Origin of the sequence: Streptomyces anthophorae, assembly GCF_049310305.1 — a bacterium.
Lineage (GTDB): Bacteria > Actinomycetota > Actinomycetes > Streptomycetales > Streptomycetaceae > Streptomyces.
Genome location: NZ_JBLWQQ010000001.1, coordinates 4,137,921 through 4,152,098 on the forward strand (window position 1 = coordinate 4,137,921; position 14,178 = coordinate 4,152,098).

Consider the following 14,178-nt stretch of genomic DNA (forward strand, 5'->3'; position numbering starts at 1 on the left):
GGTTCGGCCGGTTCAGCGGTCCTTGGACCGGCGGAACAGCCTGCCGATCCCGAACAGCAGGATGACGACGGCGGCGGCACCGACCGCGCCGGCCTTCCCGGTGAAGGCGCTGCCGCCGTCGTCGCCGCCCGAACCGCCCTGGTCGGACGGCGAGTTGGAGCCGTCGCCCGAGCCACCCGCGCCCTCGACCTCCACGGGCTCCACCTGACTGCCCTGCCCCTCGCTCCCGTACAGCAGGGTCTTCCCGTCGGGCGTGTACGTCACGGACTCGCCCTGCGGCTGCATCGGCACGCTCAGCCGGCCCTGCCGCTCGGGCTTCCCGTCGTTCCACTTGTACGCGATGCCGCCGAAGTAGCCGCGTACGGCGAGCTGTTTCCCATCGGGCGAGAACGCGGCGTCCGTCGCCCACAGGTCGATCTCGGCGACGCGACGGAAGGTGTTGGTGGCGGAGGGGTTCAGCGTGGCCGGGCCCTCGTACAGGCCGCCGCCGTCGTCCCCCTTCTCGACGATGTAGACGCGTCCGGTCTTCGGATGGACCATCAGCGCCTCGGCGTTGCGCGGCCCGTCGGCGTACTTCACGTCGTACTGGGTGGCCCGCACCGTCTGGTCGACGAGCTTCTTCGGCTCCGGCAGCTTGTAGATCCACACGTGGTCCCACTTGCCGCCGAGGTTGTCGCCGATGTCGCCCACGTAGATGTTCCCGTCGGAGCCGACCGAGATCGCCTCGACGTCGCGCGGGGAGCCGATGCCGGACATCGTGATCGTGGCGAGCGTCTTCCCCGTCCTGCCGTCGATGGCGAACAGGAAGGCGCCGTCGTCGCTGTCGTTGTGCGTCCAGTAGACGCCGGGGTGGGCACGCGAGGCGGCCAGGCCGCTGGACTCCGTGATCCGCGGGTCCTTGATCGTGAACCCGTCGGAGCCGACGGAACGGGAGTCGGCGACCGCGGGACCGGACGCCGCGCCGAGAAGGAGGACTGCGGCGACCCCGGCCGCCCCCACATACGCACGCATGCCCCCAGCTTGCCAGGCGTGTTGGGGCTCACACGCACGCACCCGGCGTGATCGACGATGATGAGCGGATGCTCAGGTTCATGCCGGTCGGCGACTCGATGACCATTGGGAGCGCCGGGGAGCACACCTGGCGCCTGCGTTTCTGGCAGCATCTGCGCGCCCACTCGACCCCGCACACGCTGGTCGGCCCCCGCACCGCCCTGCACGGCGACGGCCACGCGTACGCGGACCCGGACTTCCCGCAGCACCACCTCGCCGGCTGGGGCGAGGGCTGGCAGCACATGGCGCCCACGATCGCCGACGCGGTGACCGCCGCCCGCGCCGACGTCCTCCTCGTCTCGCTCGGCCTCATAGACCTCGGCTTCTACACCGACGCCGAGCAGACGGCGGCGAACACGCGCCGCTTCGTCGCCGAGGCCCGCCGCGCGAACCCGGCCGTCCGCATGGTCCTGCTCCCCGTGATCCCCAACGTCCGGGCCGAGACGGACGCCCCCTTCGCCGCCGAGGTCGCCCACTTCAACACCCTCCTGGCGAAGACGGTCGCGGACCTCGACGAGCCCCGCTCGCCCCTCCTCCTGGCCTCCGTCCCCGACTCGTACGACATCCACCACGACACGTACGACGGCACCCACCCCAACGCCTCCGGCGAACACAAACTGGCCTCCGCCTTCGCGAACGCGCTGCATCAGGCGTGGGGGATCGGGGGGCCTTATGAAGCTGCTGCCCCGCGCACGCTTGCCTAGAGCGCACTCCACGTCCTTGGCTATGGAGTCATGGCAGACATGAAGTACACACAACTCGGACGCACGGGGCTCAAGGTCAGCCGACTCGTCCTCGGGACGATGAACTTCGGGCCGCAGACCGACGAGGCCGCCAGCCACGCCATCATGGACGCGGCGCAGGCCAGCGGTATCAACTACTTCGACACCGCGAACGTCTATGGGTGGGGCGAGAACAAGGGCCGTACCGAGGAGATCATCGGCACCTGGTTCGCCCAGGGCGGCGGCCGGCGCGACAAGACGGTCCTGGCCACCAAGGTGTTCGGGAACATGGGCGGCGACGGGCCGGTCTGGCCGAACCACGACCACCTCAGCGCGGTGAACATCCGCCGCGCCGTCGACGCGTCGCTCAAGCGGCTCCAGACCGACTACATCGACATCTACCAGTTCCACCACATCGACCGCAGTACTCCCTTCGAGGAGATCTGGCAGGCGATCGACGTCCTGATCCAGCAGGGCAAGATCCTCTACGCGGGGTCCTCGAACTTCCCCGGCTACAAGATCGCCCAGGCCAACGAACTGGCCAGGGCGCACGGCCGCGTCGGCCTCGTCAGTGAGCAGTGCCTCTACAACCTCGCCGAGCGCCGCGCCGAGATGGAGGTCATCCCGGCCGCGCAGGACTACGGCCTCGGCGTCATCCCGTGGTCCCCGCTGCACGGCGGACTGCTCGGCGGCGTGCTCAAGAAGGAGAACGAGGGCAAGCGGCGGGCCCAGGGCCGCTCCGCCTCCGCGCTGGAGAACACGAAGGTGCGCGAGCAGGTCCAGCGGTACGAGGACCTGCTGGACAAGCACGGCATCGAGCCCGGCGAGGCGGCGCTTGCCTGGCTGCTCACCCGGCCCGGCGTCACGGGCCCGATCGTCGGCCCGCGCACGCAGGAGCAGCTGGACTCGGCGCTGCGCGCGGTCGAGCTGGAGCTGAGCGAGGAGGTGCTGTCCGGCCTGGACGAGATCTTCCCGGGTCCGGGCCCGTCGCCGGAGGCCTTCGCCTGGTAATCGGCCGACGCCGGTACGCGGCGGCCTTCGGTCGACTACTGGCCGACGGCCGCCGCGACAGCCACGACGAAGAACATCAGCACGAGCACACCGGCCATGATCCGGTTACGGGTCTTCGGGTCCACGTCAACGAGACTAACGCGTACCGGTGAACTCCCATCCGGCGACCTTCTCGTAGCGCGGCCGCTCCCCCGGCACTCCCGAGCTCGGCAGCAGGCTGCGCACGAGCGTCAGCTCCGCCACGGTCCAGGGTGTGCCCGCGAAGGCGTCGAGGGCCGACACGTACGCGCCGAGGTCCTGGGGCTCCCGGGCGCGCGCCAGCGTCAGGTGCGGGCGGTAGTGCCGGTGCTCCCCCGGAAGCCCGCTCTTGCGGCCCGCCGCCTCCGCGCGCTCCGCGAGCCTGCGCAGGGCCTCCACGTCGCCGCTCACGCCCGTCCACAGGGCCCGCCCACCGAAGTGCCCGCCCCCGCCGAGCGCCAGCGTGAACGCCTCCGTGCGGGCCGCCGCGCGGGCCAGCCGCCGGGACAGCTCGGGGACGGTGTCCTCCGGTACGTCGCCGTAGAACGCGAGCGTCAGGTGGCGACCGGCGGGCTCGGTCCACCGGATGCCGTCGCCGGTCGGCAATCTCCCGACGACGTCACCCAGTTCGGCCAGGGTTCCGTTCGGCGGCAGCACGGCCGCGAAGAGTCTCACCGGGCCAGTGTCGCGCGACGTGGTCCCATCAAGCCCCCTGGGGCGGGTGAGTAAATCAAGCCCCTCCGGCGATTGAGGAGCGGGGTCTGGGGCAGCGCCCCAGGACCGCAACGCCGGAGAGGCTTGACGCCTCGGGGCTCCGCCCCGGACCCCGCTGCTCAATCGCCGCAGGGGCTTGATCGGCTCACCCGCCCCAGGGGCTCAACGAATCACACGCCACCGGGGCTTACGCCGCAGCCGCCAGCTCACGCGGCACGAACTGGACGTGCCGCTCGCCCCGGCGCAGGTCCACCTTCAGACGGAGGTTGGCCGCACGCGCCAGCATCAGGCCGACGCCGACCGCCGCCGCCGCGCAGATCACCCCGGCGAGGGCGAAACTGACCCGCACCCCGAACTCGTCCGCGAGCCAGCCGAAGAGCGGGCCCCCCAGCGGCGTACCACCGGTGAACACCATCATGAACAGCGACATCACACGGCCCCGCATCTCCGGGTCCGTACCCATCTGAACCGTGGAGTTCGCGGTCACGTTGACCGTCAGGCCGAGGATGCCGAGCAGCACGATCAGCGGGGCGAAGGCCCAGACGCCGGGCGCCCACGCCGCCGCGACCTCCAGGACACCGAAGCCGATCGCCGCGCCGACCAGGACCCGCAGACGGGTGGAGCGGCGCCGCGCCGCGAGCAGCGCGCCGGCCAGCGAACCGATCGCCATGAGCGTGTTGAACAGGCCGTACTGGCCGACCCCGCCGTGGAACACGTCGTCCGCGTACGCACTGAGCCAGATCGGGAAGTTGAAGCCGAAGGTGCCGACGAACCCGACGAGGACGATCGGCCAGATCAGCTCGGGGTGCTGCGAGACGTAGCGCAGGCCCTCCTTGAGCTGGCCCTTGCCGCGCGGGGAGCGCTTGGTCTCGTGCAGCTCGTGCGTGCGCATGAGCATGAGGCCGGTGAGCGGGGCGAGGAAGGACAGGCCGTTGGCGAGGAACGCCCAGCCGGGTCCGACGGCGGCGGTCAGCGCGGAGGCGACGGCCGGGCCGATGAGGCGGGCGGACTGGAAGTTCGCCGAGTTGAGGGAGACCGCGTTGCGGACCTGGTCCGGCCCCACCATCTCGGACACGAACGACTGCCGGGTCGGGTTGTCGACGACCGTGACGAGACCGGTGAAGAAGGCCGCGAGGTAGACGTGCCACACCTCGACGTTGCCCGTGAGGGTCAGCGCCGCGAGGAAGAGGCCGGACAGGCTCATCGCGCCCTGCGTGCAGAACAGCAGGTTCCGCTTGGCGAAGCGGTCGGCGATCACGCCGCCGTACAGGCCGAACAACAGCATCGGCAGGAACTGCATCGCCGTCGTGATGCCGACGGCCGCGGAGGATCCCGTGAGGGAGAGCACCAGCCAGTCCTGGGTGATGCGGGCCATCCAGGTGCCGGTGTTGGAGACGACGGCCCCGGTCGCGAACAGCCGGTAGTTGCGTACCTTCAGGCTGGCGAACATCGAGGGCTTGCGTGGGCGGGCGTTCGGGTCGTGGACGGCTGGTGCGGGGGCGGAGTCTGCTCCGGATCCCGTACTCAAAGTGGGTTCGCCTCCTCGGCGGTCGTCCTGCGTCGTCTGCGGCTCGGTCGTGCTCGTCGTGCTTCTCGTACTTCTCGTGCTTCTCGTGCTTCTCGTGCTTCTCGTGCTTCTCGTGCTTCTCGTGCGGTCGCGCTCGCCGTGTTCAGAGGTGGGCGAGCTTCTCCAGGACGGGTGCGGCGGCGCGGAGCTTGGCCCACTCGTCCTCGTCGAGCCCCTCGGTGAGGCCGGCCAGCCAGGCGTTCCGCTTGCGGCGGCTCTCCGCGAGCATGGTCTCGGCCTGCTCGGTGGAGGTGACGACCTTCTGCCGGCGGTCCTCGGGGTGGGGCTCCAGCCGGACCAGTCCCTTGGCCTCGAGGAGCGCGACGATTCTGGTCATCGACGGCGGCTGCACGTGCTCCTTCCGGGCCAGCTCACCCGGGGTCGCGGAGCCGCATCCGGCGAGGGTGCCGAGCACCGACATCTCGGTGGGGCTCAGCGATTCGTCGACCCGCTGGTGCTTGAGCCGACGCGACAGGCGCATCACTGCGGAACGCAGGGAGTTCACGGCGGCTGCATCGTCGCCATGGGAGAGGTCTGGCATGTTCGTTAGCGTAACTCATTACTGTGTCTAACGACTACCAGGGGGACGCGGCGAGTCCGTGATCCCCACCACCTCTTCACCTGTGGCAGGAGTGCAGAAAAGTTTCATCACCCATACGAGTGAGCCGGACGCGGAAAGTGACGCAACGGGTCGCGGGGCCCGGCGACCCTGTCCGTATGGGATCGACAGTGCTCAGTCTGCGGATCGACGGTGAGCTGCTCGACCGGCTCAAAGTGCATGCCGCCAAAAGAGGAATGAGCGTCCAGGACTATGTGGTCCGGACGCTCATTCGGGACGACTTCGACGAACGCTTCAAGACTGCCGTCGAGGAGACGGAGCGGTTCTACGGAGACGTGACTACGTAAGGCGTTACGGCGTAAGCCGCTACTACGTAAGGCGCGACTACGTGAGGCCGAGAGCCGGCATCAGGTAGTAGAAGACGAACACCGCGGAGACGGCGTACATCGCGACCGGCACCTCCTTGGCGCGGCCCGCGACCACGCGCAGCACCGTGAAGCTGATGAAGCCCATGCCGATGCCGTTCGTGATCGAGTACGTGAACGGCATCATCAGCATCGTGATGAACGCGGGGACGGCGATCGTCCAGTCGTCCCAGTCGATCTCGCGGATGCCCCCGGACAGGATCAGGAAGCCGACCGCGACCAGCGCGGGCGTCGCCGCCTGGGACGGGACCATCGTGACGACCGGCGTGAGGAACAGCGCGACCGCGAACAGCAGGCCGGTGACCACGTTGGCGAGGCCCGTACGGGCGCCCTCGCCGACACCGGCCGTGGACTCCACGAAGCAGGTGGTGGCCGAGGAGGACGAGGCACCACCGGCGGCGACGGCGACACCGTCGATGAACAGCACCTTGTTCATGCCGGGCATCTGGCCCTTGTCGTCGGTCAGGTGCGCCTCGTCGCTGATGCCCATGATCGTGCCCATCGCGTCGAAGAAGCACGACAGCAGCACGGTGAAGACGAACAGGACGCCGGTCAGGATGCCGACCTTGTGGAATCCGCCGAACAGGCTGACCTGCCCGATGAGCGAGAAGTCCGGGCTGGCGACCGGGTTGCCGGGCCAGGACGGCACGGTCAGGCCCCACGAGGCCGGGTCGATGTCCGCGACGGCGTTGATGATCAGCGCGACGACCGTCATGACGACGATCGCGAGCAGGATCGCGCCCGGCACCTTGCGCACGAGCAGCGCCAGGGTCAGCAGCACGCCCAGCACGAAGACCAGGACCGGCCAGCCCATCAGGTGACCGCCGGTGCCCAGCTGGAGCGGCACCGTGGTCTGCGCGGCGTCGGGCATGCGCGTCACGAAGCCGGAGTCGACGAGGCCGATCAGCAGGATGAACAGGCCGATGCCGATCGCGATGCCCTTGCGCAGGCCGTACGGCACGGCGTTCATGACCCGCTCGCGCAGACCGGTGGCGACGAGCAGCATCACGACGAAGCCGGCGAGGACGACCATGCCCATCGCGTCCGGCCAGGACATCCGGGGCGCGAGCTGGAGGGCGACGACCGTGTTCACGCCGAGGCCCGCGGCGAGCGCGATCGGCACATTGCCGATGACGCCCATGAGCAGGGTGGTGAACGCGGCGGTCAGCGCGGTCGCGGTGACCAGCTGGCCGTTGTCCAGCTGATGCCCGTACATGTCCTTCGCGCCACCGAGGATGATCGGGTTCAGCACGATGATGTACGCCATCGCGAAGAACGTGGCGAGGCCGCCACGGATCTCACGCGGGACGGTCGAACCGCGCTCGGTGATCTTGAAGTAGCGGTCGAAGCCGTTCTTCGGGGCCGGCGGCGGCGAGTCGTTGACATCGACCGGGGTGGTGGCCGAAGTGGACATGGATGACCTCAGCGGTATTCAGCAGTGAAAAATGCGGGCGGGGTGCGTGATCGAGTCTGGTCTTCGTGTGGTCACCTGCGGGTTTCCCCGAAGTTTCCGCTGGTGTTTCATACGAACATAAGTAGCCAGGCTCAGGCTGTTTCAGTATGAACATATGAGGCAGAATTTGCTATCTCCGCGCGTAGACCCTTGCGGTGCGGGGCTTGTGCCGGGTTGTCGTCGGGTCCTCGTAAGCTGTGCACATGGCGAAGTGGATCCCGAAGCACGAGGCACCCGAACCCCTTGAGGGTCCCGTGGTCGCCACCATCACGGGTGGCACGATCCTCTGGTTCGTCCTCTTCCTCGCGCAGCTGCCGTTCTACGGCTGGTTCGAGGACCGCGGGATCACCTGGTGGGTGTGGTGCTGCCTGGCCGGCGCCGGTCTCGGCCTGATCGGGATCTGGTACGTCCGGGGGCGTGACGCCGCGCTCAAGCGGGCGGCCGCCGCGGCGGCCACGGACCGTGAGGATGCCACACCCGAGGGGTAAACCCCCGAAATCGCCCGTACCGTCGTTTTCATGACGCACATCGACGCGGGAACGGAACTCGATCCGGGCGATCCGGGCGACCCCGTCGGCCCGGCACCGGTGCCGTCACGGGCGACGGGCCTCACCCGGGCCGAGGTGGCCGAGCGGGTCGCGCGCGGCGAGGTGAACGACGTACCCGTGCGCAGCTCGCGGTCCGTGACGGAGATCGTGCGCGCCAACGTCTTCACCCGGTTCAACGCGATCATCGGCGTGCTCTGGGTGATCATGCTCTGCGTCGCGCCGATCCAGGACAGCCTCTTCGGCTTCGTGATCCTGGCCAACACCGGCATCGGCATCATCCAGGAGTGGCGCGCGAAGCAGACCCTGGACTCGCTCGCGGTGATCGGCGAGGCCCGGCCCACCGTGCGGCGCGACGGGAACGCGGTCGCCGTCCCCACCTCCGAGATCGTGCTCGGCGACCTCATCGAGATCGGGCCCGGCGACAAGATCGTCGTGGACGGGACCTGCGCCGAGGCGGACGGCCTGGAGATCGACGAGTCGCTCCTGACCGGCGAGGCCGACCCCGTACTCAAACAGCCGGGCGACGAAGTGATGTCGGGCTCCTTCGTGGTCGCGGGCGGCGGCGCGTTCACCGCGACGAAGGTCGGCCGCGAGGCGTACGCGGCGCAGCTGGCCGAGGAGGCGAGCCGGTTCACGCTCGTCCACTCCGAGCTGCGCTCCGGCATCTCCACGATCCTCAAGTACGTGCAGTGGATGATGATCCCGACCGCGCTCGGCCTGATCATCAGCCAGCTCGTGGTCAAGGACAACGACATCAAGGACTCGATCGCGCGCACCGTCGGCGGCATCGTGCCGATGGTCCCGGAGGGCCTCGTCCTGCTCACCTCCGTGGCCTTCGCGATCGGGGTGATCCGGCTCGGCCGCCAGCAGTGCCTGGTGCAGGAGCTGCCCGCGATCGAGGGCCTGGCGCGCGTCGACACGGTCTGCCTCGACAAGACGGGCACGCTCACCGAGGGCGGCATGGACGTCCACGAGCTGCGGCTCATCGGCGACGGTGACGGTCCCGGTGACGAGGCGTACGTACGGAAGGTGCTCGGCGCCCTCGGCGAGTCCGACCCGCGGCCCAACGCCTCCCTCCAGGCGATCATCGACGCCTACCCGGACAGCGAGGACTGGCGCTGCACCGAGGCCCTGCCGTTCTCCTCCGCGCGCAAGTACAGCGGCGCCGCCTTCAGCGAGGGCAACGGGACGGGCAGCGCGTGGCTGCTCGGCGCGCCGGATGTACTGCTCCCCGCGGACGACCCGGCGCTCGCGGCGACCGAGGAGCTCAACCAGCGCGGGCTGCGCGTGCTGCTGCTCGCCCGTGCTCCCGAAGGCCTCGAGGGCGCGGGCGTCGTGGAGAGCGCCGAACCGACCGCCCTCGTCGTCCTCGAACAACGCCTGCGCCCCGACGCCGGGGACACGCTGCGCTACTTCGCCGAGCAGGACGTACGGGCCAAGGTCATCTCGGGTGACAACGCGGTGTCGGTGGGGGCCGTCGCCGCCAAGCTGGGGCTCGAAGGGCAGACCGTCGACGCCCGGAAGCTGCCCAAGGACCCGGAGGAACTGGCCGACGCGCTCGACGACGGCACGGTGTTCGGCCGGGTGACGCCGCAGCAGAAGCGGGACATGGTCGGCGCGCTCCAGGCGCACGGGCACACGGTCGCGATGACCGGCGACGGCGTCAACGACGTGCTGGCGCTCAAGGACGCCGACATCGGGGTGTCCATGGGTTCGGGCTCCGAGGCCACCCGCGCGGTCGCCCAGATCGTGCTGCTCAACAACTCCTTCGCGACGCTGCCCTCGGTCGTCGCGGAGGGCCGCCGGGTCATCGGCAACATCACGCGCGTGGCCACCCTCTTCCTCGTGAAGACGGTCTACTCGGTGATCCTCGCGCTGCTCGTGGTCTGCTTCCAGGTGGAATACCCGTTCCTGCCACGGCACTTGACGCTTCTGTCGACCCTGACGATCGGCGTCCCCGCGTTCTTCCTCGCCCTCGCGCCGAACAAGGAGCGGGCCCGGCCGAACTTCGTGCGAAGGGTGATGCGGTACGCGATTCCCGGCGGGGCCGTCGCCGGGATCGCCACGTTCGTGATGTACCTGATCGCCCGGCACTACTACGCGGGTTCGGGCGCGCTCGCCGCCGAGACCAGCTCGGCGACGCTGACGCTCTTCCTGATCTCGATGTGGGTGCTCGCGATCATCGCCCGGCCGTACACGTGGTGGCGGGTGGGCCTTGTGGTGGCGATGGGGTTCGGGTTCCTGCTGGTTCTTGTCGTGCCGTGGTTGCAGGACTTCTTCGCGTTGAAGCTGGTGGGTTCGGTGATGCCGTGGACTGCCGTCGGGGTGGCGGTGTTGGCGGCGGGCGGGTTGGAGTTCTTGTGGCGATGGGTGGGGCGACGCTTTCCGGCGTGAGTGTGTTGCGGTCACGGGGCTCCGCCCCGGACCCCGCGCCTCAATCGCCGGCGGGGCTTGATAAATCAAGCCCCGCCGGCGATTCGCCATTCAAGCCCGGCGCCGGTTGAGTCATTCAAGCCCCTGCGGCGATTGAGCAGCGGGGTCCGGGGCGGAGCCCCGAGGCCGTAACGACGGTGCCGGGGACTAGTCGAACCACCGGTCCCGCGCGAGCTCACCCGTGCGGGACGGGTCCTCCAGGAGCGCCGCCACCTCGAAGCGCCGCGGCCACTGACCCGCCGCCCAGGCGAGCCCCGCCCCGACCCCCTCAAGCGTCGCCGCGTGCACGACCCCGTCGGCGGTACGGCACCAGTCCACCTCGACGTCGGAGACGTACAGCTCCTCGTGCTCGACGTACGAGGCCGGGGTCGCGGCCCCGAGGAGGACGCGCACGGACTCGGGCACGTCGTGGACGTCGCCGCCCTCGACCACCCCGATGTCCACGGCCTCGCTCAGGCGCCGCACCTGGAACAGCTCGGCGAGGTCCGCGGCCTTCGACGGGGTGACCGGGAGGAGCGCGCGGCCCTCGGTGAGCGGAATCAGGTCGGGGGCGTCCGCGACGAGGGCGTCCCGGGCTTCGACGACCACGACCTCCCCGTCCCGGACGGCCCGCAGCTCGTCGGGCAGGGTGACCTGCTCGGGGTCGAGGTCGGCCAGCCTGCCGTAGAGGGCGTGGAGTTGAGCGGCGTCGACCGGGCGGTCCGGGTCGGCGAGGCGGTCGAGGAGCTCGGCCGCGCCACCGGGCTCGTCGAGCAGCGCGGCGACGGAGGTGCGGACGCCGAGGGCGCGCAGGACCTGTTCGTCGTCGAAACCGGCGGCGTCGGCGGGCTCGTACAGGCCGTTGAGCAGCGGGTCCCCGCCCTCGGCGCGCAGACCTGCCGGGCGGCGGCCGTCGAGGACCGGGCTCCCGCGCAGCCACCAGGCCGTGTACGGGCGGACGAGCTCGTGGGTGCCGTCGGGCAGCAGCACGCGGACCGGCTGGGTGAGGGCGTCCCGCAGCGGCGGCTGCGCGAGCAGGGCCAGGGCCTGCGGCCAGCGGTCCTCGTCGACCAGGTCCAGGTCGCGTACGGCGATCAGTTCGGTGGCGACCGGCGGGACGGGGGTGTCGGGCAGCCCGTCGAGGACGTCCTCGCACCACACGTCGACGGCGTCGAGCAGCCCGGCGTCGTCCGGCTCGGGGAAGTCGCTCTCGCGCGGGTCGAGTTCGTCGGGGTCGAGGACGACGTCGGTGGCGCGGACGAGCGCGAAGGTCGCGAGGACCCCGCACGCGGCGAGCGGCTCCTGGCCCCAGCGCTCGGCCAGTTCGCCGTCCACGTACGGGAGTTCGTCCTCGCGCAGCACGGACGCGATCGGGCTGCCGGGGAGCAGGAGTTCGGCGGCCGGGGCGAGTTCGCCCTCGTCGTCGGGGAGGGCGAGGGCGCCGAGCCACGGCTCGTCGCCGACGTCGAGATGGGCGTCGCGTACGAGGGTGAGGACCACGTCGGCCAGCTCTTCGGCGTCCAGGGTGGTCTCGTCGTCCCAGGCGGACGCCTCGTCGTCGAGGGACGCGGCGACCGCGGCGCGCACCTGCGGGGTCCGCAGGACGGCGCGCGGGGTGGCGGGCAGGGCGCCCAGCTTCTCCAGGAGCGGATGGGCGGCGTCGGCGTGCGCGACCTTGAGGCCGAGCCGGGCGAGCGCCTCACCGGGGACCGTGGAGGCCTCGGCGGTGGGGAGCAGGACCTGGCGCGGGCCGACGGCGGTGCGGCCGCCGGCGAGCGGCACGGGCAGCCCGCTGAGCCGGTCCGGGTCGACTCCGGCCAGCGACTCGTACAGCCGCCGCCACCAGCCGGGCTCCTTCTCCAGACCGGCGAGGCGGTCGACCGCCTCGGTCAGCGGGAGGCGGGCGACGCCCAGCGTCCGCAGTTCCACGCGCCGTTCGAGTCCCGCGGGCAGCAGGCTCGGCAGCACGTCGGCGAGGACCCGTACGGTGTCGGCGCCCGCGCCCTCGACGACCTCGGCGTCGCGCGGCTTCAGCGAGGTGGGCCGGTCGTCGTCCTCCTCGTCGCCCGGCTCGATCGCCGGGGGCAGGAACGCGGTGCGCGGCAGCCGTTCCAGGACGGCGGCGCGCAGGGCCCCGTCCAGCTCGCTCTTGCCGAGCGGCCCCGGCACGAGGTCGAGGATGCCGGGGCCCACGGGGCGCCATCCGGCGAGCAGCTCCGTGTACGCGTCGGCGGCGCGTTCGGTGAGGAAGCCGGTGAGCGGCCCGGGGGCGACGTGCCGGCGCGCCGTGTCCAGCGGGTACGTGGCGATGAGCAGGGCCGGGACGCCGAGGGGCTCGTCGCTGGGGGTGGGCGCGTACAGCACGGGTTCGCTGCGCGGCCTGACCGGAGCACCTTCCGCGTCGACCGGCACGGCCCAGGTCACGGCCCAGTTCGGCCGGAGCCGTTCCTCTACGGGCCGGTCGGCGAGGAGGTCGGGGGTGAGGGTGCCGGTGCGGGTGACGGTGCGGTAGCGCGTGGCGGGGGCCGTCTCATCGGCGCGCGGCACCGTGGGCCGCCTTGCCCACCCTGCCGCCCCAGGCGGCAGATTGCCCAAGTCGGGACCGGCACCATCGGCGCCCTGCGACGGGCGAGCCAATTCAAGCCCTTGCGACGGGTGAGCCAACTCAAGCCCCTGCGGCGGGTGAGCCAATTCAAGCCCCTGCGGCGATTGAGCAGCGGGGTCCGGGGCGGAGCCCCGAGGCGTCAACCCCGTGTCCGTGATCACGACGTAGGGCGGCTCCTCCGACCGACGCAGAACCCGCTCCCCCGCCTCCGTCGAGATCACGACCTCCGTCAACCCCGGCAGGGCAAGCAGAAGCGTGTCATCCACCCCGTCCAACAACCGCGAGGCCAACGCCTCCGCCGCCGCATCCCGCAACGGAAGGATGACCACCGTGTCGTACGGATCCGGGGCGGAGCCCTCCGCCGCGAACGGCAGCCGCAGCAGCGGCACGTGCCCGTCCCTGCGGCGCAGCTCGTCACCGAGGTCCGGGCTGCGCAGCGCCGTGTCCGATGCGGCGAGCCGCGCGTCCGTCAGGGACCAGCGCACGCCCCCGCTCCGGCCGACCACCGCGGGCTCGTCGGAGACGGCGAGCACCGCCGCGAAGCCGACGCCGAACCGGCCCACCGCCCCGCTCGTGTCCTCGCGCTTCGCGGAGGCCCGCAGCGTGGACAGCGACTCGACGCCCGCCGCGTCCAACGGGGCGCCGGTGTTGGCGGCGGCGAGCACGCCGTCCTTCAGCGTGAGCGCGAGGCGGCCCTCGACGCCGGCCCGTGCGGCGGCGTCCGCCGCGTTCTGTGCGAGTTCGACGACGAGGCGGTCGCGGTAGCCGCCGAGCGCGAGGTCCTCCTCGGCGTTGGCGTCCTCCCGGAAGCGGGCGGCGCTGCCGGCCCATGCGTCGAGCACGGCGTGGCGCAGCCGTGCGGTGCCGAACGGGTCGACTCCCTCCGGTGCGATTCTGCTGACGCTCACGGGTGACTCCTCTGGGCGGCGTGATCGTGACCGGCCGAACCGTATCGCGCAGGGTTCCCTGTGTTGCCGTGAGCATGCGGCGGCACCGTGGTTGACGCCGCGGGGCTCCGCCCCGGACCCCGCTGCTCAATCGCCGCAGGGGCTTGAATTGCTCACCCGTCGCAGAGGCTCGATTTGCTCACCCGT

11 protein-coding genes are annotated in these 14,178 nt (G+C 70.9%); 5 read left to right on the forward strand and 6 right to left on the reverse strand.

Translation table 11 applies throughout. The annotated features are described in order from the left end of the window. Positions 1 to 12 precede the first annotated feature (12 nt). A complete protein-coding gene (locus tag ACNYS0_RS18555; RefSeq protein WP_422475047.1) occupies positions 13 to 1,011 on the reverse strand; it encodes a WD40 repeat domain-containing protein in 999 nt (332 codons plus the stop codon). A gap of 68 nt (positions 1,012 to 1,079) precedes the next feature. Here ACNYS0_RS18555 and ACNYS0_RS18560 point away from each other — a divergent pair, with 68 nt between their 5' ends. Together ACNYS0_RS18560 and ACNYS0_RS18565 are read left to right on the forward strand one after the other, a co-directional pair. Then, on the forward strand, positions 1,080 to 1,754 hold the full coding sequence (locus ACNYS0_RS18560; RefSeq protein WP_422482716.1) for an SGNH/GDSL hydrolase family protein: 675 nt from the start codon (positions 1,080 to 1,082) through the stop codon (positions 1,752 to 1,754). Between the two features lie 39 nt (positions 1,755 to 1,793). Then, positions 1,794 to 2,783, forward strand: coding sequence for an aldo/keto reductase (locus ACNYS0_RS18565; protein WP_422475049.1), 990 nt, complete (start codon positions 1,794 to 1,796; stop codon positions 2,781 to 2,783). A 135-nt stretch (positions 2,784 to 2,918) separates the two neighbouring features. Here ACNYS0_RS18565 and thpR read toward each other — a convergent pair whose 3' ends face one another. The 3 genes from thpR to ACNYS0_RS18580 all read right to left on the reverse strand — a co-directional run bounded on the left by thpR (position 2,919) and on the right by ACNYS0_RS18580 (position 5,623). Beyond that, the gene (gene thpR / locus ACNYS0_RS18570) at positions 2,919 to 3,476 is read right to left on the reverse strand and encodes an RNA 2',3'-cyclic phosphodiesterase (protein WP_422475052.1); all 558 of its coding nucleotides are present in this window, start codon (positions 3,474 to 3,476) and stop codon (positions 2,919 to 2,921) included. A 226-nt stretch (positions 3,477 to 3,702) separates the two neighbouring features. After that, positions 3,703 to 5,043, reverse strand: a complete 1,341-nt coding sequence (locus ACNYS0_RS18575; RefSeq protein WP_422475054.1) for an MFS transporter — start codon at positions 5,041 to 5,043, stop codon at positions 3,703 to 3,705. Between the two features lie 142 nt (positions 5,044 to 5,185). Beyond that, on the reverse strand, positions 5,186 to 5,623 hold the full coding sequence (locus tag ACNYS0_RS18580) for a MarR family winged helix-turn-helix transcriptional regulator (protein WP_385769628.1): 438 nt from the start codon (positions 5,621 to 5,623) through the stop codon (positions 5,186 to 5,188). A 176-nt stretch (positions 5,624 to 5,799) separates the two neighbouring features. On the opposite strand from ACNYS0_RS18580, the gene ACNYS0_RS18585 reads away from it, so the two are divergent. Further along, a complete protein-coding gene (locus tag ACNYS0_RS18585) occupies positions 5,800 to 5,988 on the forward strand; it encodes a ribbon-helix-helix protein, CopG family (protein ID WP_266712647.1) in 189 nt (62 codons plus the stop codon). A 37-nt stretch (positions 5,989 to 6,025) separates the two neighbouring features. On the opposite strand, the gene ACNYS0_RS18590 is transcribed toward ACNYS0_RS18585, so the two are convergent. Continuing rightward, on the reverse strand, positions 6,026 to 7,480 hold the full coding sequence (locus ACNYS0_RS18590; protein WP_422475056.1) for an NCS2 family permease: 1,455 nt from the start codon (positions 7,478 to 7,480) through the stop codon (positions 6,026 to 6,028). Between the two features lie 242 nt (positions 7,481 to 7,722). Between ACNYS0_RS18590 and ACNYS0_RS18595 the strand changes: the two genes are divergently transcribed. Beyond that, a complete protein-coding gene (locus ACNYS0_RS18595; protein ID WP_422475058.1) occupies positions 7,723 to 8,007 on the forward strand; it encodes a DUF2530 domain-containing protein in 285 nt (94 codons plus the stop codon). Positions 8,008 to 8,037: 30 nt separating this feature from the next. Then, positions 8,038 to 10,461: a cation-translocating P-type ATPase gene (locus tag ACNYS0_RS18600; RefSeq protein WP_422475060.1), complete on the forward strand. Its 2,424-nt coding sequence runs from the start codon at positions 8,038 to 8,040 to the stop codon at positions 10,459 to 10,461. 186 nt (positions 10,462 to 10,647) lie between these two features. On the opposite strand, the gene ACNYS0_RS18605 is transcribed toward ACNYS0_RS18600, so the two are convergent. Further along, positions 10,648 to 13,992 carry a sacsin N-terminal ATP-binding-like domain-containing protein gene (locus ACNYS0_RS18605; protein ID WP_422475062.1) on the reverse strand — a complete coding sequence of 1,115 codons (3,345 nt, stop codon included), beginning with the start codon at positions 13,990 to 13,992 and terminating at the stop codon, positions 10,648 to 10,650. Positions 13,993 to 14,178: the final 186 nt, after the last annotated feature.

Excerpts from the sequence above, each read along its gene's own strand:
- ACNYS0_RS18555 (WP_422475047.1), bottom strand. The coding sequence starts at position 1,011 with ATGCGTGCGTATGTGGGGGCGGCCGGGGTCGCCGCAGTCCTCCTTCTC.
- ACNYS0_RS18560 (WP_422482716.1), top strand. The coding sequence starts at position 1,080 with ATGCTCAGGTTCATGCCGGTCGGCGACTCGATGACCATTGGGAGCGCC.
- ACNYS0_RS18565 (WP_422475049.1), top strand. The coding sequence starts at position 1,794 with ATGAAGTACACACAACTCGGACGCACGGGGCTCAAGGTCAGCCGACTC.
- ACNYS0_RS18580 (WP_385769628.1), bottom strand. The coding sequence starts at position 5,623 with ATGCCAGACCTCTCCCATGGCGACGATGCAGCCGCCGTGAACTCCCTG.
- ACNYS0_RS18585 (WP_266712647.1), top strand. The coding sequence starts at position 5,800 with ATGGGATCGACAGTGCTCAGTCTGCGGATCGACGGTGAGCTGCTCGAC.
- ACNYS0_RS18590 (WP_422475056.1), bottom strand. The coding sequence starts at position 7,480 with ATGTCCACTTCGGCCACCACCCCGGTCGATGTCAACGACTCGCCGCCG.
- ACNYS0_RS18595 (WP_422475058.1), top strand. The coding sequence starts at position 7,723 with ATGGCGAAGTGGATCCCGAAGCACGAGGCACCCGAACCCCTTGAGGGT.
- ACNYS0_RS18600 (WP_422475060.1), top strand. The coding sequence starts at position 8,038 with ATGACGCACATCGACGCGGGAACGGAACTCGATCCGGGCGATCCGGGC.